General features: G+C 66.6%; 17 protein-coding genes and 1 pseudogene. 16 read left to right on the top strand and 2 right to left on the bottom strand.

Features of this window, described 5'->3' with window-relative positions; genetic code table 11:
• Positions 1–519: 519 nt before the first annotated feature.
• The 3 genes and pseudogenes from ACQY39_RS12510 to ACQY39_RS12500 form a co-directional block, all read left to right on the top strand.
• Positions 520–792, top strand: a pseudogene (locus tag ACQY39_RS12510) (integrase core domain-containing protein); the annotation flags it as partial.
• Between the two features lie 136 nt (positions 793–928).
• Entirely contained in the window at positions 929–1,378 is a 450-nt protein-coding gene (locus tag ACQY39_RS12505) for a hypothetical protein (protein WP_428506660.1), read from the top strand.
• A 252-nt stretch (positions 1,379–1,630) separates the two neighbouring features.
• Positions 1,631–2,791 (top strand): IS30 family transposase, encoded by a 1,161-nt coding sequence (locus tag ACQY39_RS12500; RefSeq protein WP_428504309.1) that lies wholly within the window; start codon positions 1,631–1,633, stop codon positions 2,789–2,791.
• A gap of 122 nt (positions 2,792–2,913) precedes the next feature.
• On the opposite strand, the gene ACQY39_RS12495 is transcribed toward ACQY39_RS12500, so the two are convergent.
• Positions 2,914–3,960: an FAD:protein FMN transferase gene (locus ACQY39_RS12495; protein ID WP_428506658.1), complete on the bottom strand. Its 1,047-nt coding sequence runs from the start codon at positions 3,958–3,960 to the stop codon at positions 2,914–2,916.
• A 10-nt stretch (positions 3,961–3,970) separates the two neighbouring features.
• Positions 3,971–4,375, bottom strand: a complete 405-nt coding sequence (locus ACQY39_RS12490) for a c-type cytochrome (RefSeq protein WP_428506656.1) — start codon at positions 4,373–4,375, stop codon at positions 3,971–3,973.
• 201 nt (positions 4,376–4,576) lie between these two features.
• Here ACQY39_RS12490 and ACQY39_RS12485 point away from each other — a divergent pair, with 201 nt between their 5' ends.
• The 13 genes from ACQY39_RS12485 (at position 4,577) to ACQY39_RS12425 (ending at position 19,719) form a co-directional block, all read left to right on the top strand.
• Entirely contained in the window at positions 4,577–4,960 is a 384-nt protein-coding gene (locus ACQY39_RS12485; RefSeq protein ID WP_428506654.1) for a hypothetical protein, read from the top strand.
• 14 nt (positions 4,961–4,974) lie between these two features.
• Entirely contained in the window at positions 4,975–6,921 is a 1,947-nt protein-coding gene (gene nosZ, locus ACQY39_RS12480) for a TAT-dependent nitrous-oxide reductase (RefSeq protein WP_428506652.1), read from the top strand.
• A gap of 106 nt (positions 6,922–7,027) precedes the next feature.
• Positions 7,028–9,679 (top strand): 4Fe-4S binding protein, encoded by a 2,652-nt coding sequence (locus ACQY39_RS12475; RefSeq protein WP_428506650.1) that lies wholly within the window; start codon positions 7,028–7,030, stop codon positions 9,677–9,679.
• Positions 9,676–10,995, top strand: a complete 1,320-nt coding sequence (locus tag ACQY39_RS12470) for a nitrous oxide reductase family maturation protein NosD (protein WP_428506648.1) — start codon at positions 9,676–9,678, stop codon at positions 10,993–10,995. Before ACQY39_RS12475 ends, ACQY39_RS12470 begins: the two co-directional genes overlap by 4 nt.
• On the top strand, positions 10,982–11,968 hold the full coding sequence (locus ACQY39_RS12465; protein ID WP_428510797.1) for an ABC transporter ATP-binding protein: 987 nt from the start codon (positions 10,982–10,984) through the stop codon (positions 11,966–11,968). Before ACQY39_RS12470 ends, ACQY39_RS12465 begins: the two co-directional genes overlap by 14 nt.
• A complete protein-coding gene (locus tag ACQY39_RS12460; protein ID WP_171829201.1) occupies positions 11,968–12,792 on the top strand; it encodes an ABC transporter permease in 825 nt (274 codons plus the stop codon). Before ACQY39_RS12465 ends, ACQY39_RS12460 begins: the two co-directional genes overlap by 1 nt.
• On the top strand, positions 12,789–13,349 hold the full coding sequence (locus ACQY39_RS12455; protein WP_428506646.1) for a nitrous oxide reductase accessory protein NosL: 561 nt from the start codon (positions 12,789–12,791) through the stop codon (positions 13,347–13,349). The genes ACQY39_RS12460 and ACQY39_RS12455 overlap by 4 nt, the downstream gene beginning before the upstream one ends.
• Positions 13,350–13,355: 6 nt before the next feature.
• Positions 13,356–13,985, top strand: coding sequence for a nitrous oxide reductase accessory protein NosL (locus ACQY39_RS12450; RefSeq protein WP_428506644.1), 630 nt, complete (start codon positions 13,356–13,358; stop codon positions 13,983–13,985).
• Between the two features lie 153 nt (positions 13,986–14,138).
• Positions 14,139–14,564, top strand: coding sequence for a c-type cytochrome (locus ACQY39_RS12445; protein WP_428506642.1), 426 nt, complete (start codon positions 14,139–14,141; stop codon positions 14,562–14,564).
• A gap of 9 nt (positions 14,565–14,573) precedes the next feature.
• On the top strand, positions 14,574–16,016 hold the full coding sequence (locus ACQY39_RS12440) for a cbb3-type cytochrome c oxidase subunit I (RefSeq protein ID WP_428506640.1): 1,443 nt from the start codon (positions 14,574–14,576) through the stop codon (positions 16,014–16,016).
• Positions 16,017–16,018: 2 nt separating this feature from the next.
• Entirely contained in the window at positions 16,019–16,828 is an 810-nt protein-coding gene (locus ACQY39_RS12435; RefSeq protein WP_428506638.1) for a CbbQ/NirQ/NorQ/GpvN family protein, read from the top strand.
• The gene (locus ACQY39_RS12430; RefSeq protein ID WP_428506636.1) at positions 16,821–17,816 is read left to right on the top strand and encodes a 4Fe-4S binding protein; all 996 of its coding nucleotides are present in this window, start codon (positions 16,821–16,823) and stop codon (positions 17,814–17,816) included. Before ACQY39_RS12435 ends, ACQY39_RS12430 begins: the two co-directional genes overlap by 8 nt.
• Positions 17,817–17,832: 16 nt before the next feature.
• Positions 17,833–19,719, top strand: coding sequence for a nitric oxide reductase activation protein NorD (locus ACQY39_RS12425; RefSeq protein ID WP_428506634.1), 1,887 nt, complete (start codon positions 17,833–17,835; stop codon positions 19,717–19,719).
• The last annotated feature ends 156 nt before the right edge of the window (positions 19,720–19,875 follow it).

Genomic DNA, 19,875 nt, shown 5'->3' with positions numbered 1-19,875 from the left:
ATCTCGGGCCAGTCTGCGCAGATGTTCCCAAGCCGCCAACGTCTGAGATCAGCCTGTTGCTATTGTCCGGCGGAATTCCGCTTTGGGCACCGGGCCGGCGCCCACGTTACGCATCCGAATGACAAGAACTGGCCGGGACCGTGAGGCCGCATAGTCGCCAGTAAGCGGCCGTCGACCAAAACGGCCGGCGGACCAGACGTCAGCTTTGCGGCGCGTGCTCGAACTGTCGGCCTAGAACATGCCCGGACATTGCGACGGCCCTGACGGCCTGCCAACTCAGTGCCCAAAGCCGAAGTACAACTCAAGGGCTGACGGTAACCACTGCAGCGAAAGGAGTCACCCACCCATGCCCGCTTGCGGGAAGCTCTTCTTCGACAACTGAATCGCCCCGGTTTTTGAGGAGACTCCAACTCTTGAGAAGATGGAGCTAGGAACAAGTCGAACAAGTTCTCACCTGAGGTCCGTGAGCGGGCCGTGCGGATGGTTTTGGAGCATCGCGGGGAGTACCCGTCGCTTTGGGGTGAGGCCGGCGTCGAGCCCTCGGTGGGCAGCAAGGGCGACAGCTACGACGACGCACTGGCCGAGATGATCAACGGACTCTACAAGGCCGAGCTGACTCATCGTCGAGCACCCTGGAAGACCAAGGAAGCAGTAGAGCTGGCAACGCTGGAGTGGGTGGCCTGGTTCAACAACCATCGCGTGCTTGAACCCATCGGCTACATACCGCCTGCAGAGGCTGAAGCAAACTACTACCGGCAACTCGCCAATCAAGCCGTCGTGGTGGCGGCATGACTTAAACCAAATGGCCTCCACGAATCCCGGGGCGATTCATGTTACTGCCCGATGATAATGACGATGCCGCCACGCACAAGGCTGGCGCCCAGCCGGCAGCAGCTGCCGCCTAGCGTTTGTATCCGTCTGGAACTGCATGGACATTACCCAACTCAACCCCGAAGAAGCCACCGCCGTCAGAGTCTTGGTGGAGACCCAGCTGAAATCGCAAATTGATGGCTTGGAAGGTCGCGGCTGTGTATACGGCGGCATCTATGCGATTCAGTGGACGCTGTGCAGCTTTGACCGAGAGCGGGTGGAGCGGCTGGCCTGGCTGCTGTCTGAGATGAAGTTCACGCAGCTAGGCTTGCAGGAGCGCACCGTGCCGAGCGTAGTGCCGGGCGTGGTGGACAGCTATTACAGCCTGCGCGTCTCGCGCCCCGTGCCCTTGTTGCCCGACGCTCTGGTAGGCGAGGCCCTGGTCTTGGAGGCAGTCGGCGTGAACTGGGGAGCCCATTTGACCGGCCTGGACTTGCCCACCCTCCAGGACGATGTGGTCCGCGCCATGCGCAGTGTTCATGGCCCGACCGGCGGAGACATTTGTTGAACTCGGTCGGGATACCTTGTGATGAGCACTGAACTTTTGGGCGCCTGCTTCTGCGGCGCCGTTACCCTGCGTGCAGATGCACCGCCCAAAGGTGTCATCCACTGCCATAGAAGGCCGGGGTCAGGTCTTGAATCTGAAGCCCCCAACCTTTTGACGATCCAACTGTCTGCCCGTCAACGGCAGCTTTGGGCGGCGGATTCAACCGGTCAATGCAACACACTAACCACTGCTTGGGCAGAAGGAGTGTTGCAGATGAAGTACCGGACTCGTACGTACTACACGGCCACCCAGAAGGCATTGATGTGGGAACGCTGGAAGGAGGGCTGGACGCTTCATGAGATTGGCAAGCTGTTCGACCGGCCGCACACGTCGATCCATGGCATTCTTTCGAAGACCGGTGGTATTCGACCGCCCGAGCGGCAGCGCTGCGCAAGTGCGTTGACGCTGGAGGAGCGAGAGGAGATCTCGCGGGCGCTGATGGCCGGGCATTCAATGCGTTCGATCGCTGCCCAACTCGGAAGGGCGCCGTCGACGATCAGCCGAGAAGTCAGCCGCAACGGCGGGCAGGATGGCTATCGCGCAGCCCTGGCCGACCAAGCTGCGTGGGAGCGGGCCCTTCGACCGAAGCTCTGTAAGCTTGCCAAGAACCGGGCTTTGGCTGGCATCGTGGCTGACATGCTTCGTAAGCTCTGGTCGCCCGAGCAAATTGCGGGCTGGCTCCAGCATACTTATCCGAACGACCACAGTTTTCACGTGTCACACGAGACGATCTACCGCAGCCTGTTCATTCAAGCGCGCGGTGCCTTGAAGAAGGAGTTGCTGGAGCACCTGCGGCGCACGCGCGGCATGCGGCGCTCTCGCTCTTACACGCAGAAGACCGCGATTCATGGACAGATCGTCGACGCGGTCTCGATCAGCGAGCGGCCCGCGTCAATCGAGGACCGGGCGGTGCCTGGCCATTGGGAAGGAGACCTGGTCTTCGGCAGCAGCAACAGCCAGATCGCGACGCTGGTCGAGCGCCAGACGCGATACGTGATGCTGGTGAAGCTGGAAGGCAAGGACTCGCAGACGGTCGTCAACGCGCTTATCAAGCATGCCCGCAAGCTGCCGCAGGAGCTCTACAAGTCGCTCACATGGGACCGAGGCACGGAGATGCATGGGCACAAGCGATTCACCATGGCCACCGATATTCAGGTCTACTTCTGTGACCCGCAAAGCCCTTGGCAGCGAGGTAGCAACGAGAACACCAATGGGCTGCTCAGGCAGTACCTACCCAAGGGCATCGACATCTCGGGCTACTCACAACACCAACTCAACGCGATCGCCAGACAATTGAACGAGAGGCCGCGCAAGACGCTCGGCTTCCAAACGCCCGCTGAGAGATTCAGCGAATGTGTTGCGACGACCGGTTGAATCCGCCGCGCATGGCTGCCCCACGATTGCCAAATACGCGAGTGCGGTCGGCACGCTGCGCCTAGCCTGACCCGCTGAGGCGAGCCTTCGCGGCCCATCGACGTCGTGTTAACAGACCCTTGCTACACCCAAGGACGCAGGGCTCGCTGCATGTCCGGCGTGGCCCACACAGTTTGATCGGGGTAGACCAGCAAGGCCTGCAATTCAGGAGTCCGCCCCAGATAGTCGCGGCTGTAGCCGTGCCCGCCCAGCATGAAGGCCGCACCGAGGCCGTTGACCAAGTCCACATCGCGCGCCCACAAGCTGACGCCACAAGCGCCTTGGCTGGGGCGGCCGGAGCGGGGGCTGAGAATGTGGTGCTGCCGCTGGCCGTCCGCGATGAAGTAGCGCTCGTAGTCGCCACTGGCCGCCAGCACGCCCTGGCCTTGCAGATCCAGCACGCCGAGCAGTTGCTGCGGCCGCCGCGGGTCGCGCAAGCCGACCCGCCAAGGGCGACCCTGGTTGCGGCCGCGGTAGAGCACATCGCCGCCGCCATTGATCAAGGCGTTCGCCACGCCCCAGTCTTGCAGGCGGCGCATGCCGGCCGCCAAGATCGGCAGCTTGGCCACACCGCCCAGATCCAGCGCCATGCCGGGCCGCAGCAAATGGGCACGGCCTGCAGCAGGATCCAGGCGCAGGCCCGCGGCATCCACCAAGCTGCGCTCGTGCGCCAAGATGCCTTCATTCGGCACCGCCCCATGCTGACCGGCTTCGAAGCGCCAGCTCTTGAGCGCGCCGACGGTCATGTCGAACCAGCCCTCGGTGCGCCGATGCAGCACAAGGCCGGTCTGGAGCACGGCCATCAGCTCGCTCGGAACCGCCACGGCGCGGCGCCCCGCGGCCTGGTTGATGCGGCTGAGCGGGCTCTCGGGCTCGTAGCGGCTCATCATGGCGCTCAGCCGCGCCATCTCGCCGAAGGCGCTGTCCATGGCCTCGGCCAGGAAGGCGGCCGAGCCGCCCTCGGCCACCATGCCCACCCGGGTTCCGAGCAGAGGGCGCGAATCACGGCGCTGCGTGGCCATGGCCCGCGCCGGCTGTGGCAGGGCTGCCGCCGAGGCCAGCAGCGGCAAGGCCCAGGCCAAAGCGCTGCGCCGCGACAGGGCGGCGCCAGTGAGGGCCGGTCGCTTCATGGTTGGATCCTCACTGGGACAAGGCCACCATATGGTCGACCGCGGCCTTGACGTCCTCGTCGCTGAGCGAAGCACCGCCGCCGCGGGCCGGCATCATGCCCTTGGCACCGGTGAAGCCTTCCAGCGCGTGCTTGTAGAGCAGCTCCTTGCCCTGGGCGATGCGCGGGCCCCAGTCGGCTTTGTCGCCGGGCTTGGGTGCACCGGCCACGCCGGCCGCATGGCACATGGCGCAGGTCTTGCCATAGATGCTCTTGCCGACGGTGTTCTCGGCCACGGCCGGCGCACTGGGCACCGGTGCCGCCACGACGGCGGGCGCGGGCGTTGGCGTCGGCTCGGCGGCCTCTTTCTTGCCGCAGGCGCTCAGCAGCAAGAGCAGTCCGGCCAGCGCCAGGGTGGTATTGACAAACTTGGACATAACGAATCCTTCAAGTGGCACCAATGCGGCGTTCTGCGCAGATTCTAGGAAGCGTGCTGCGCCGGGAGAAGGCCCGGCCAGCGATATCTGCAGCCAAGCCCGCTCTATTTGCTTTTCTTGAACCAGTTCAAGGCGTACAGCGACCCGGGTCGGGATCATCGCTGCAAGCTTTCTGATGCCCAGCCCGATCCCCTCCGCCCCATGTGCTCCGCCACCCTCGTCCCCACCTTCAGCCGAACGCTGCGCCGCTGCGTGCTCGGCTGGCTGCTGCTGGCCATGGCGGCGGCCTGGGCGACACCGCTGATCCAGCACAGCAGGCTCGATCTCGTCTGCTCGGGCTCCGGGCAGATGCGCCTGGTTCAGCTCGGCGACGACGAGGGCACAGCCGGCCAAGCCGGCAGCCCCTCGGGCTTGGACTGTCCCAACTGCCTGCTGCTGGGGCCCTTGCCCGGTCCCTGCCTGTGGCCAGCGGCCACGCCACCGGCCGGCCCCGGCCCCAGCGGCGCGGCCAGGCCGCCCGCTCCCCACACCTTCCAAGCTGCGCCGCCCCCGGCACGCGGCCCCCCGAACCCCCGATTCCACTGAAGAGGACGTCCCCCATGAACGACAAGAAGAGCAAGACACCGGCAGCCATCGAACAGCCCGCACTGGGCCGCCGCCGTTTCGTCAGCACCGCCGCACTGACCGGCCTGACCCTCGGCGCCGTCGCTTGCAGCGACAAGCCCGGCTCAGTCGCTCCGGCGGCCGCCTCCGGCCCGGCGCCGGGTGGCCATGCTGCGGCAGGCAGCGGCGCCGCCAACGCCGCACATCTGAAGCCCGGTGAGCTGGACAGCTACTACGGACTCTGGAGCGGCGGCCACACCGGCGATATGCGCGTGCTGGGCCTGCCCTCGGGCCGCGAGATCACCCGCATCCCCTGCTTCGTGCCCGATGCTCTGGTCGGCTGGGGCCACACCAACGAGTCCAAGAAGGTCATGGGCACCAAGGCCGACGGCAGCCTGAAATACACCGTCGCCGACACCCACCACACCCACGCCTCCTACAAGGACGGCAACTACGACGGCCGCTACGCCTGGATCAACGACAAGATCAACAGCCGCATCGCCCGCATCCGCCTGGACTACTTCGTCTGCGACAAGATCACCGAGCTGCCCAATGTGCAGGGCTTCCACGGCATCTTCCCCGACAAGGCCGACCCGGTGGACCCGAAGATCAACTACACCACCCGCGTGTTCTGCGGCGGTGAGTTCTCCGTCCCCCTGCCCAACACGGCCGGCAACGAAGACGCGAGCACCTATCACTCGCTGTTCAGCTGCGTCGATGCCGAGAGCATGGAGGTCCGCTGGCAAGTGCTGATCGACGGCAACTGCGACCTGACCGCCACCTCCTACGACGGCAAGCTGGCCGCCACCAACCAGTACAACACCGAGATGGGCGCCAAGTACGAGGACATGATGTCTTCCGAGCGCGATGCCTGCCTGTTCTTCAACATCGCCCGCATCGAGGCCGCGGTCAAGGCCGGCAAGTTCAAGACCTATGGCGACTCCAAGGTGCCAGTGGTGGACGGCACGCACGCCGCCAACAAAGACCCCAAGACCGCGCTGACCGCCTACGTCTCGGTGCCCAAGAACCCGCACGGTGTCAATGCCAGCCCAGACGCCAAGTACTTCATCTGCGCCGGCAAGCTCTCGCCCACCGGCACCGTGATCGAGCTGGCCAAGGTGCTCGATTACTTCGACGGCAAGCTGGAGTCGCCGGACAAGGCCATCGTCGCCGAGGTCGAGCTGGGCCTGGGCCCCTTGCACACTGCCTTCGACGGCCGCGGCAATGCCTACACCACGCTCTTCCTGGACAGCCAGGTGGTCAAGTGGAATCTTGAGGCTGCCATCAAGTTCCATGCCGGCGACAAGAGCGCCAAGTACGTGGTCGACCGCATCGATGTGCAGTACCAGCCGGGCCACCTGAACGCCAGCCAGTCGGAAACCCGCGCCGCGGACGGCAAGTACCTGGCCGTCGGTTGCAAATTCTCCAAGGACCGCTTCCTGCCGGTCGGCCCCCTGCACCCGGAGAACGAGCAGCTGATCGACATCTCGGGCGAGAAGATGGTGCTGATGGCCGACCACCCGGTGCGAGGCGAACCGCATGACTTCATCATCTTCAAGCGCGAGTTGCTGAATCCGAAGAAGGTCTACGAGCTCGACGACTTCCCCAATGCGATCAAGGACCCCAAGGAATCGGGCGTGTTCCGCAAGGGCAACAAGGTCGAGGTCAAGATGACTTCGCAGGCCCCGGCCTTCAGCCTGCGCGAGTTCAAGCTGAAGAAGGGCGATGTGGTGACCCTGACCTTGACCAATCTGGACAAGATCGAGGATCTGACGCACGGCTTTGCCATCCCCAAGTACAACGTCAATTTCATCGTCAACCCGCAGGAAACCGCCTCGGTGACCTTCGTGGCGGACAAGCCGGGCGTGTACTGGTGCTATTGCACCCACTTCTGCCATGCCCTGCACCTCGAGATGCGCACGCGGATGATTGTTGAGGCTTAAAGCAAAAGAAGAGCCCAGGACGGCGGACTCGAGCCCTGCCGTCCTGACCTCCGGCGCCCACCTGGACCTCAAACAGGACGGTGCGCCGGCTCCCCTGAAAGTGCCCATGTTTTCGCGATGCCATCTCTTGGCGGCCACACTGAAGCGCAGCTTCTGTCTGGCCGCGTTTTTGCTTGCTTTCACCGCCCTCCCCGGCACCGCCAGCGCCAAGGAAGGCGCCTACGAGGCGGAGCTGCCCGCTGGCTTGGCTCAGGCCCGCGATCTCTGCGCCCTGCTGCCCTGCGCCCAGGTCTTCCCCGGCGCCCAGAGCTTTTCCGAGCGCATGGGCACGCCGCCCTATGTCGAGGCCTATGGCGCCGCCGACGCCGCCGGCAAGAAGCCGCTGCTGGGCTATGTGATGCTGTCCACCGACATCACCGACACGCCGGCCTATTCCGGCAAGCCGGTGGTCACCCTGATCGGCATGGACCGTGCCGGCCGTTTCGTCGGCACCCAGGTGCTCAAGCATTCCGAGCCCATCCTGCTGCTGGGCATTCCGGAGTCCGCGCTGCTGAACTTCAACAAGCAGTACCTGGGCAAGTCGGTGGCCGACAAGATCGAGGTCGGCCAGTCACGCCCCGATGAAGGCGTGCTGGGCCTGGACGCCATCTCCGGCGCCACCGTCACCGTGATCGCGCAGAACCAGGTCATGATGACCTCGGGCCAGGCCGTGGCCCGCCAGGTCGGGATCCTGCCGCCCACCCTCCGCGAAGCCGCCCGCTACCAGGCCACCGAACCCCAAGACCAGGCGCTCAGCTGGGCGCAGCTGAAGGCGCTGGGCGCCTTGCAGCGCCTGAGCGTGCGCAGCGAGCAGTTGGGCCTGGCGCACAGCGACCAGCCCTTCATCGAACTCTGGTTCGGTGACCTCAACCACCCCGATGTCGCCCGCAGCCTGCTGGGCGAGCGCGGCCGGCAGCAGCTGCAGGCCTCGCTCAAGCCGGGCGAGCATGCCATCTTCGTGGTGCGCAGCGCCGGTGTGGAGTCCTTCAAGGGCTCGGGCTTTGTGCGCGGCGGTCTCTACGACCGGGTGCAGCTCAAGCAAGGCGCCGATGCCTTCACCTTCCGCGACCTCGACTACCTCAATCTTTACGGCCTGCAAGCCGAGGGCGCACCGGCCTTTGACGAGTCGGCCATCTTCATCGTTCGCAACAAGAGTTTCTCGCCCGCCTACCCCTGGAAGCTGGCCTTTCTGGGCAACAAGGTCGAGCGCGCGACCGGCACCCGCAGCTTCGTCAATTTCGACGCCCAGGTCTGGCTCGATGATCGCCTTCTCGTGGGCGGCCGCCCGGCCCTGCCCGAGGCCGCCGCGCCCTGGGTGCAGGTCTGGAAGAGTCGGGCACTGGAGATCGCGCTCTTCGTCGCCCTGCTGCTGACGGTCACCGTGGTCTATGCCCTGCGCGAGCGACTGACCCGCCTGTCCACGCACAAGAACAAGTGGCCGGTCAATGCCTTCAAGTACACGGCCTGGGCGCTGAGCATCGCATTTGTCGGCTTCGGCGCCATGGCCCAGCCCTCCATCACCCAGGTGCTGACCTGGTTCCATGCCTTGCTGTTCCAGTGGACCTGGTCGCTCTTCCTCAGCGACCCCTTCATCTTCTGCTTCTGGATCTTCATCATCGCCACCGTCTTCCTGTTCGGCCGTGGCCTGTTCTGCGGCTGGATGTGCCCCTTCGGTTCGCTGTCCGAGGCGCTCTACAAGATCGGCAGCAAGCTGGGCCTGAAGCGCTGGCAAGGCCATCTGCCACAGCGCTGGCACGACCGGCTCAAATGGCTCAAGTACGGCGTCTTCTTCGGCCTGCTGAGCGTGTCCATGTTCTCCATGGGCCTGGCCGAAAAGCTGGCCGAGGTGGAGCCGTTCAAGACCACCTTTCTGGTCGGCATCAGCAATCGCGCCTGGCCCTACGGCCTCTTCGTTTGCCTGATCCTGGGTGTCTCGCTCTTCATCGAGCGGCCCTATTGCAAATACATCTGCCCGCTCGGCGCGGCCCTGGCCATGCCCAGCACCTTCCGCTGGTTCGGCCTCAAGCGCAAGCAGGACTGCAACAGCTGCAAGGCCTGCGCGGTTGGCTGCGGCTCGCTGGCGATCGACGCGGCCGGTCGCATCGACCACCGCGAATGCCTGCACTGCCTGGACTGCATGATTCTCTACACCGATGCCAAGGGCTGCCCGCCCCTGGCCAAGGAACGCAAGCGGCGCGAGCGCGACGGCCTCTTGATCACGCCGATCGGCCGCGACGGCTATTTCATCCCCATCGACTCGGTGCCGGCGATCTCGGCCAAGGTCGCCGCCGGCCCCGACCCGCGCATGCCCAGCGAAGCGGTGAGCCCCGCGCACAAGACCGGCCGCAGCGGCCTGGCCTGGCTGGCGCGCGAGCTCTGGGACCATCTCTGGCCCTGGAACGCCGGCGCCTTTGCCAGCCAGCGGGCGCTGCAGATCGCCGGCTTCTCCCTGGCCCTGGCCGCCAGCCTGGCCTGGGTGCTGGCCGGCAGCGGCCGGCTCTCGCAGAGCGCCATCATCGCCTGGTGGTTTGGCTGGAGCGTCTACGAGGTGCGGATCCGCCTGGCCGGCAAACGCTATGTCAAAGACGGCCCCTGGTGGCAAGCCAACTACCGCCGCGCCAGCGTGATGGACATGCTCAGCTATGTCGGCTTCAAGAACCTCTTGATCGGCGCCGTGCTCTTCCTCGCGCTCAAGTCCATGGGCGGGCTGTCGGCATGAGAGCAGTCGCAGCCGCTTGGCTGAGTGCCCTGCTCCTGATCGGCGCTTCGGCCGACGCAGCCACCGTGCGAGTGCGCCCCGGTGACTCGCTTCAGCAGGCTCTGGACCGCGCCAGCCCGGGCGACACGGTAGAGCTGGAGCGCGCCCTGTACCGCGGCAATTTCACGGTCGACAAGCCGCTGACCCTGCGCGGCATCGGCCGGCCGACCCTGAGCGGCGCCATGCAGGGCGACACGCTGCGGGTGACGGCCGCCGATGTGACCATCGAAGGCCTGATCGTGCGCGACTCGGGCGACAGCCTCAAGGACCAGAACGCCGGCATCTATCTGCGCCCCGGCGCGCACCGAGCCGTGGTTCAGAACTGCGACCTGACGTACAACTTGTTCGGCCTGTGGATCGAGAAGGCCAACGATGTGCGCATCGAGGCCAATCTGATCACCGGCAAGCGCGAGTACAACAGCTCGCAGCGCGGCAACGGCATCCAGCTCTACAACACCACCGGCGCCCGCATCATCGGCAACAACATCGGCTTTGTGCGCGACGCGCTCTACGTCGATGTCTCGCACCACGCCGTCTTCCGCGGCAACAAGCTGCACCACAGCCGCTACGGCAGCCACTACATGAACTCCTACTACAACCTGTGGGAGGACAACGACAGCTACTACAACCGCGGTGGCCTGGCCTTGATGGAGGTGCGCGACCAGGTCGTGCGCGGCAACCGCACCTGGGGCAATAGCGACCACGGCATCATGCTGCGCACGCTGCAGGACTCGCTGATCGAGAACAACATCATCGCCGGCAACAACCGCGGCTTCTTCATCTACGACGTCGAGTACGCGACGCTGAAAGGCAATCTGATCGTCGACAACCATGTCGGCGTGCACCTCTCGGCCGGCTCGACCCGCAATGTGGTCGAGGGCAATGACTTCATCGCCAACCGCGAGCAGATCCGCTACATCGGCGCGCGCGACGAGGTCTGGGGCTGCCCCTTGCCCAAAGACCGCAAGGATCGTGGCAAACCGGTCCCGCCCGAGCAGTGCGCCGGCAACCACTGGAGCAACTACCTGGGCTGGGACCGCAATGGCGACGGCCGCGGCGACGTGCCCTACGAGGCCAACGACATGGTGGACCGCCTCAGCTGGCGCTACCCCGGCCTCAAGCTGCTGCTGGCCAGCCCGGCCATCCAGGCCCTGCGCCTGGTCGGCCAGCAGTTCCCAGTGCTGCGCGTGCCCAGCGTGATCGACCCCCGCCCGCAGATGCGGGCGGCCCACAAGCAATGGAGTGAATGGCGTGACAAGCACTATCCCGGCCTCTGACAGCCCCGGCCGCGAACACGAAGGCACGGGCGGCAGCCCGGCCATTGAGCTGCGCGGCCTGAGCAAGCATTACGGCAGCCTGCGCGCGGTCGACGGCGTCGACCTGCGCGTGCAGCGCGGCGAGATTTTCGGCCTGATCGGCCACAACGGCGCCGGCAAAAGCACCTTGTTCAAGATGATGCTGGGCCTGGTCGCGCCCAGCAGCGGCGAGGTGCTGATCCAGGGCCGGCCCATCAGCGGCGGCGACTTCCGCGCCATCCGGCGCGGCCTGGGCTATCTGCCCGAAAACGTGGTGCTGTACGACAACCTCAGCGGACTGGAGACCTTGCAGTTCTTCGCCCGTCTGAAGGGCGCAGCGGCCGCGCAATGCCAGCCGCTGCTGGAGCAGGTTGGTCTGGCCGACGCCGGCCACCGGCCGCTGCGCGAGTACTCCAAAGGCATGCGCCAGCGCCTCGGCTTTGCCCAGGCCTTGCTGGGCCGGCCCCAGCTGCTGTTTCTCGACGAGCCGAGCAACGGCCTGGACCCGCAAGCCATACGCGACTTCTACCGCAGCCTGCAAGCGCTGCGCGAGCAGGGCGTGACGGTGCTGATCACCTCGCACATCCTGGCCGAGCTGCAGGAGCGGGTCGACCGCCTGGCCATCATGGCGGCCGGCCGCATCCAGGCCCTGGGCACGGTGCAGTCGCTGCGCGAGCAGCAGCAGGCGCCGCTGCACATCGAGCTGAGCCTGGCCAGCGAGGCCGATGTGCTGTTTGCCAGCCAGCTGCTGGACAAGCAGGGCTTGCCTGGCCTGGGCTTGCAGCAAGGCGCCCAGGACTGCCGGCTCAGCCTGAGCTGCCCACGCGAACACAAGATGGCCGCGCTGGCCCTTGCCACCCAGCTGGGCTCGCGCCTGCTGGACCTGAAGATTCTGGAGCCCTCGCTCGAAGACCTGTTCTTCGGCCTCGGTGACGCCGCCCGGAGGCCCGCCTGATGGAAGCCGCACGACAGATCCTGACCCTGGCGGCCAAGGAGTTCCGCGAACGCATGCGCAACCGCTGGGTGCTGGCCGTGGCCCTGGTGTTCACCTTGTTCTCGCTGGCCATCACCTACTTCGGCGGCTCCGCCCAGGGCCAGATCGGGCCGCGCTCGATCGAGTTCATCATCGCCAGCCTGGTCAGCCTGGTCATCTACCTGATCCCGCTGATCGCCCTGCTGCTGGGCTTCGACGCCGTGGTCGGCGAGCGCGAGCGCGGCAGCCTGGACCTGCTGCTGGCCCTGCCCATCACCCGGCTGGAGCTGCTGCTGGGCAAGTACCTGGGCCTGGCCGCCGCTTTGAGCCTGTCCACGCTGAGCGGCTTTGCCCTGGTGGCCGGCCTGCTCTGGCAGCAGTTCGGCTGGGCCGGGCTCTATCACTACCTGGGCTTTGTACTCAGCGCCCTGCTGCTGGGCCTGGCCTTTTTAAGCCTGGCCGTGCTGCTCTCGGTGCTGGCGCGCGAGCGCACCCGGGCCTCGGGCCTGGCCATCGCCCTCTGGTTCTTCTTCGTTCTGGTGTTCGACCTGGTGCTGCTGGGCCTGCTGGTGGCCGGCGCCGGGGGTGGCTGGCTGGCCGGCGACGCCCTGGCCTATGCCTTGCTGCTGAACCCGGCCGATGTGTTCCGCATCCTCAATATCTTTTCGCTGGAGGACATGCGCACGCTCTACGGCCTGGGCACCTTGGTGCCTCCGGCCATGGCCAAGCCCTGGTTGATGGGCCTGGTCATGGGGGTCTGGATCGTATTGCCGCTGGCCCTGGCACGCTGGAGATTCCGTTCATGAAAACACTGCTTGATTCATCCCCCGTGCTGCCGCGCCGCAGCCTGCTGATCGCCGGCATGGCAGGACTGGCCGGCCTGGGCCTGGCCGCCTGCGGCAAATCGGCCGAGGACAGCCAGCAAGCCCTGGTCCCGGCCGAGATCGACCCACGCAGCACCTGCGACCTCGACGGCATGCTCTTGGCCGACTACCCCGGTCCCAAGGCACAGATCTTCTACGAGGGCACACCGCAGCCCCTGTTCTTCTGCGACACGGTGGAGCTGTTCAACACCTTGCTTCGGCCCGAGCAGGTGCGCGCCGTGCGCGCCGCCTTTGTGCAGGACATGGGCCTGGCCGACTGGGAACAGCCGCGCGGCCACTGGTTCGAAGCCAAGAACGGCCTCTATGTGCTGGGCAGCAAACGCCATGGTTCCATGGGCCCGACCCTGGCCAGCTTCAGGCGCGAGGACCAGGCCCAGGCCTTCATCAAGAGCTGGGGCGGCCGCCTGCTGCGCTATGCCGAGATCCGCCCCGAGATGGTGGACCTCAGCGGCGGCGCCTTGCATGACAGCCGGATGTAGTCATTCATGAAGCGCTCGCCCTTCGCGCGGCGCCGCCTGCTGGCGGCCGGCCTCGCGGCAAGCGGCCTGCTGGGCGCCGGCCTGCTCTGGGCGCGCCAGCGCTCGCCGGCCGCGGCAGCAGCCCTGCCGGTGGACGATTTCTGCGTGCTGGCACCGCCGCTGGCCTATGAGCCGAGCTCGGGCCTGGGCCTGCTGCAGGCTCGCCCCATTCCGGCCGATGCGCGCTGCCCGGTCTGCGGCATGTTCCCGGCGCGTGCGCCGGAGTGGGCGGCGCAGCTGATCTTCAGCGACGGCGCTACGCAGTTCTTCGATTCGCCGGTGTCCATGCTGATCTATCTGCAGGACGTCGGCCGCTATGCGCGTGGCCGCAGTGTCACCGAGGTCGCAGCACGTTATGTCCGTGACGCGGGCGGCAACCGTGCTCAGCCAGGCGCCTGGCTGGACGCCGGCCAGGCCGTCTTCGTCAGCGGTTCCGATGCGCTGGGGCCGATGCGGGCCGGCAATCTGCCGGCTTTTGCCGACCGCGCGGCGGCGCTGGCCTTCGCGCAGCGGCGCGGTGGCCAAGCGATGCGCCTGGCCGAGGTGCCGCGTTCCCTGCTGAAGCAATTGGATCCTCGAGCCCATCTGGGCCATTGACCCCGTCTGAGGCGCTTGTCACAACGCAGCCGCCCTGAAGCCCGGGCTCGCCGAAGGCAGCGAACACTACTTTCCTTATTCCGGTTCAAGGAAGCGGCTGACATAAGTCCCTAGTCTTGCGGCATCTGCAACAGACCCTGAGGACGGACCATCATGAGCCGAGGCTTCACCAGCCAGATGGCGCGCAATATCTTCTACGGAGGCACCTTGTTCTTCGTGCTGCTGTTCGCCGCGCTGATCTTCGACACCGAGCAAAGAATTCCCAAGCGATCCAATGCCGGCGAACTGACGCCGGCCGTGGTGCGCGGCAAGCACATCTGGGAAACCCGCAACTGCATCGGCTGCCACACCCTGCTCGGCGAAGGCGCCTATTTCGCGCCCGAGCTGGGCAATGTCTACAAGCGCCGCGGCCCTGACTTCATCAAGGCCTGGATCAAGGCCCAGCCGACCGGCGCCCCCGGCCGCCGCCAGATGCCCAACTTCCAGCTCGACGACAAGCAGCTCAATGACCTGGTCGAGTTCCTGCGCTGGACTAATGGCGTGGACACCGAGAAGTGGCCGCCAAACATCGAAGGTTGAGGAGACAACATGAAACCCATCACCCTCAAATACAAATCCCAAGCCGTCGCCAAGCTCTACTTCGTCGGCGCACTGGCACTCTTTCTTGGCCAGATCGTCTTCGGCATCACCCTGGGCCTGCAGTACCTGATCGGGGACCTGATGTTCCCGGCCATTCCCTTCAATATCGCCCGCATGGTGCACACGAATCTGCTGATCGTGTGGCTGCTGATGGGCTTTATGGGCAGCGCCTATTTCCTGGTGCCCGAGGAGGCGGAGACCGAGCTTTACAGCCCCTTGCTGGCCAAGATCCTGTTCTGGGTCTTCCTGGGCGCCGGCGCGCTGACCATACTCGGCTATCTGCTGGTGCCCTATGCCACGCTGGCCGAGATGACCGGCAACAACCTGCTGGCCACCATGGGGCGCGAGTTCCTGGAGCAGCCGCTGCCGACGAAGCTTGGCATCGTCGTCGTCGCCCTGGCCTTTCTCTTCAACATCAGCATGACAGTGCTGAAGGGCCGCAAGACCGCCATCACCCTGGTGCTGCTGATGGGCTTGTGGGGCCTGGCCCTGATGTTCCTGTTCAGCTTCGTCAACCCCAGCAATCTGGTGCGCGACAAGATGTACTGGTGGTTCGTGGTTCACCTCTGGGTGGAAGGCACTTGGGAGCTGATCCTGGGCGCGCTGCTGGCTTTTGTGCTGATCAAGACCACCGGCGTGGACCGTGAAGTGATCGACAAGTGGCTGTACCTGATCGTCACCATGGCCTTGGTCACCGGCATCCTGGGTACCGGCCACCACTTCTTCTTCATCGGTCTGCCGGGCTACTGGCTGTGGGTCGGCAGCGTGTTCAGCGCCTTCGAGCCGATTCCCTTCTTCATGATGACCCTGTTCGCCTTCAATATGGTGCAGCGGCGCAAGCGCGAGCATCCCAACCAGGCGGCCGTGCTCTGGGCCGTCGGCTGCGCGGTGATGGGCTTCCTCGGCGCCGGCGTCTGGGGCTTCCTGCACACGCTGAGCCCGGTCAACTACTACACCCACGGCAGCCAGATCACCGCCGCCCACGGCCACCTGGCCTTCTACGGCGCCTATGTGCTGGTGGTCATTGCAATGATCAGTTATGCCATGCCCCTGCTGCGCGGCCGCGAAGCCAACTCACGCCGTGCCCAGAGCGTGGAGATGTGGAGCTTCTGGATCATGACCATAGGCATGGGCGTGATGGTGCTGGCCCTGACCGGCGCCGGCATCCTGCAGGTCTGGCTGCAGCGCATGCCCACCGAGGGCGCGATGAGCTTCATGGCCACGCAAGACCAGCTGCGTTTCTTCTACTGGCTGCGCATGGTCGGCGGCGTGATGTTCCTGCTGGGCCTGCTGACTTATCTGGCCAGCTTCTTCGTCGGCCCCGGCCGGGCCGAGGATGAAGCCCTGCACGAAAGCGCCCAGCAAAACGGCGCCTTGCCCCGCGCGGCCTGAGCATGGAAATGCACAGTGCCAGGCAGTTGCAACAACTGCCCTTCTATGCGCCCCAAGGCGAGGAGTGCCGGCTCTTCGAGCAGGCCCATGCCAGCCGCCTGCCCCTGCTGATCAAGGGCCCGACCGGCTGCGGCAAGACCCGCCTGGTCGAGCATATGGCGGCCCGGCTGGGCCGGCCACTGATCACGGTCAGCTGCCATGACGACCTCAGCGCGGCCGACCTGGTGGGCCGCCATCTGATTCAGGGCGGCGACACACGCTGGTGCGACGGCCCGCTGACCCGGGCCGTTCGCGAAGGCGCGATCTGCTATCTGGACGAGGTGGTCGAGGCGCGCAAGGACACCACCGTGGTCCTGCACCCGCTGGCCGATGACCGGCGCCAGCTGGCCATCGAGCGCACCGGCGAGCTGCTGCAGGCTGCGCCCGGCTTCATGCTGGTGATCAGCTACAACCCCGGCTACCAGAACCTGCTCAAAGGCCTGAAGCCCAGCACCCGCCAGCGCTTCGTCGCCCTGGGCCTGGACTACCCGGCGCCAGCCATCGAGCGCGCCATCGTCGCCAGCGAGAGCGGCTGTTCGGACGCGGTGGCTGCCCAGCTGGTCCGCCTGGCCCAGGCCCTGCGCCGCCTGACCGAGCAAGACCTGGAAGAAACCGCCAGCACCCGGCTGCTGGTGATGGCGGCGCGCCTGCATGTGGCCGGCCTGGCCCTGCTGCCCGCCTGCCGCGCGGCTATCGTCGACGCGCTGACGGACGAGGCCGACACCGGCGCCGCCCTGCACGAGGTGCTGCGCGCGGTGATCGGCGATGCCTGATCCTGGCCCCGCGACGGGCTCCTCAGTTCAGCACAGCCAGCGCCTGCAGCGCCGCCGGCGCGCCACGCAGCTGGCCTTCTTCGCCCTCTTCCTGCTGGCGCCGGCCCTGAACCTGCTGCGCTTCGACCTCAACGAAACACAGCTCTGGGTCTTGGGCCAGCGCTGGAGTTTGGGGCTAGGCGCCCTGCAGCGCGGCGAGGTCAGCGCCAATCAAGCGGCAATCACTCTGATTCTGCGCGGCATCCTCCCAGGCCTGGCCCTGGTGGCAATCTTTCTCGGCGTGGCCTGGCGTTGGGGCCGGCTGTACTGCGGCTGGCTGTGCCCACATTTCTCGCTGGTCGAGGGCCTGAACGCTTTGCTGCACAAGGCCTGCGGCAAATTCAGCCTCTGGGACGAGCAGGCCAGCCTGCGGCCGGGCGAGACAGCGCAGCGCCGCTGGTGGCCAATCTATGCCTTGAGCTGCGCGGGTTTCGGCTTTCTCTGGGCCATCACCCTGCTGACCTATCTGCTGCCGCCGCAAGCGATCTGGGGCGGCCTGCTGCAAGGCACGCTGACCGCCAACCAGAGCCGCTTCATCCTGATTGCCGGCAGCGCCTTCACCCTGGAGCTGCTGTTCGCCCGCCACCTGTTCTGCCGCTTCGGCTGCGCCGTCGGCCTGTTCCAGAGCCTGGCCTGGATGGCCAACCCGCGCGCCCTGGTCGTGGCCTTCAAGCGCGAACGCGCCAGCGACTGCCGGACCTGCAGCACCGAGCGTGCGCCCGAGGGCAGCGCCTGCGACCGCGTCTGCCCGATGCGGCTACGGCCGCGCCAGATCAAGCGCCTGATGTTCTCCTGCGTGCAATGCGGCCGCTGCGTGGACCAATGCGCCGAGTCGCAACAGGCGCAGCCGCAGCTGCCCCAGCCCCAGCTGGAATGGACGGTGGGCGTGGACGCGCTGCGTGAGACGCTGCGCCAGTCGAAAAAGAACAGCAACAGAACCGACCCTTGAAGTAGGAAGTTAGACCATGGAAGAGTGGATCGGCGAACGCTGGCATCGCTTCATCACCGGAGCCGCCGAGCGCGGCCATGCCGGGGCCGCCGTGGCGCTGCCCGATGTGCAGCAGGCCGCCGGCCTGCTCTACCGCGCCGCCGGCGGCAGCCACAGCCTGCGCATCGTGCCCTCGGCCGATATGCGCATTGGCGGCCCGCGCCACTGGCTGCAGCGCCTGGCCGGCAGCGGCACGCGCGCCGCACTGCCACGCCTGGACAGCGAGACCCTGGCCCTGCCGCCGCGCATCGCCCTGTTCGAGCAGGCGGAACTGAACCGCGACCTCTACCTCTGGCTGGCCGCCCTGGCCGCCTGCTTCGAACTCGGTGCCAGCGGCAGCTGGGCGGGCGACAACCTGGCCGCTTGCCAGCTGGCCCTGCAGCGCTGCCCGGGCCTGCGGCCGCGCTGGCTGCGCTTGCGCGAGGCCCATTTGGCCCAACGCCGCGCCGAGGCCGTGGCGCTGCGCACGCCCGAGGCGCGGGCGGCCGAGGCGCGCCTGCAAGCCCTGCTGCTGGCCGAACCCGGGCAGGCCAGGATCGATGGCAGCCTCGATGGCCGCTTCGATGTGGAGGCCCCGCTGCTGGCCCCGGTCTGGCTGTGGCTGCAGGCCCTGCCTGCGGCCGCGGCGGGGGCGACGGGCCAGGCGCGCAGCGCGGCCGCGGGCGGCGGGCAGCAAGCTCGGCAGGAACAAGAGCAAGAACAGGAGAAAGCGAAGCGCCGCCGCGCCCGCCCGGCCAAGCCGGCCTCGCAGCGGGCGCCGCTGCTGCTGGCCTCCAAGGCCGAGTCCCTGCGCAGCTGGAGCGAGCATGTGCCCCTGGACCGGGCCAGCGAAGACGAGACCGACGAGGACGAGGCACGCGCCGCGGCCGACGATATGGAGGAGCTGACGCTGGCGCGCGAGGGCTCGGCCAGCGCCGCCCGCATCAAGTTCGACCTCGACCTGCCCAGCGCCAGCGCCGACGACCTGCCCCTGGGCGAGGGCGAGTCGCTGCCCGAATGGGACTGGAAGCGGCAATGCCTGCTGCCCGAACATTGCCGGGTTCAGACCCTGGTGGCGCGACCGAGCGGCCCGGCGTTCTCGCCCCCAGCTGCCTTGCGCCAGACCGCACGCCGCCTGCGCCGCCGGCTCGAAACCCTGCGCAGCGCGCCGCAGTGGCAGCGCGGCTGCAACGAGGGTGAGGTGCTCGATCTCGATGCCTGGGTGCGGCATCTGGGCGGCCTGCACGCCAGCAGCAGCCCCGAGCCCCAAGTCTGGGCCCGACGCCAGCGCAGCGAGCGCAGCCTGGCCACCTTGCTGCTGGCCGATCTGTCCCTGTCCACCGACGCCTATGCCAACAACGAGCAGCGGGTGATCGATGTGATCCGCGATGCGCTCTATGTCTTCGGCGAGGCCTTGCATGGCTGCGGCGACCCCTTTGCCATGCTGGGCTTCAGCTCGGTGCGGCGCAGCCAGGTGCGCATCCATCAACTCAAGGGCTTCGAGGAAGCCTGGTCCGGCCCGGTGCAAAGCCGGGTCGGCGCGATCAAGCCTGGCTACTACACCCGCATGGGCGCAGCGATTCGCCTGGCCACACGCCGGCTGCAAGAGCGCCCAGAGCGCCAGCGACTGCTGCTGCTGCTGACCGACGGCAAGCCCAATGACCTCGATGTCTACGAGGGCCGCTGGGGCATCGAAGACACGCGCGAAGCGGTGCGCGAGGCGCGCCGCGCCGGCCTGCAGCCCTTTTGCCTGAGCATCGACGAGCAGGCCCAGGACTATCTGCCCCATCTCTTCGGCCACCAGGGCTGGGCTCGCGTGGCCCGCCCGACCGAGCTGCCGCTGCGCCTGGCCGGCGTCTACAGCCGGCTGACTCGCTGCGCCTGAGCGGGTGAGAGTTTTCTACTGCGCGCTCGCTACGAAAGACTCTCACCCTCTGTGTACGAGCGAGCAAGCCAGCTGGCCAGCGTCAACTCCGCGCGCTTGAAACAGATCAAGGCGGTGCGCCGCAACGCTCTCGACAATGGCGGCATCTCAAGCCCC

The organism is Roseateles sp. (genome assembly GCF_965262435.1).
Classification (GTDB): domain Bacteria; phylum Pseudomonadota; class Gammaproteobacteria; order Burkholderiales; family Burkholderiaceae_C; genus Paucibacter_A.
The sequence above is the reverse complement of the archived record's forward strand: the minus strand, read 5'-3'. Positions and strand labels throughout refer to the sequence as shown.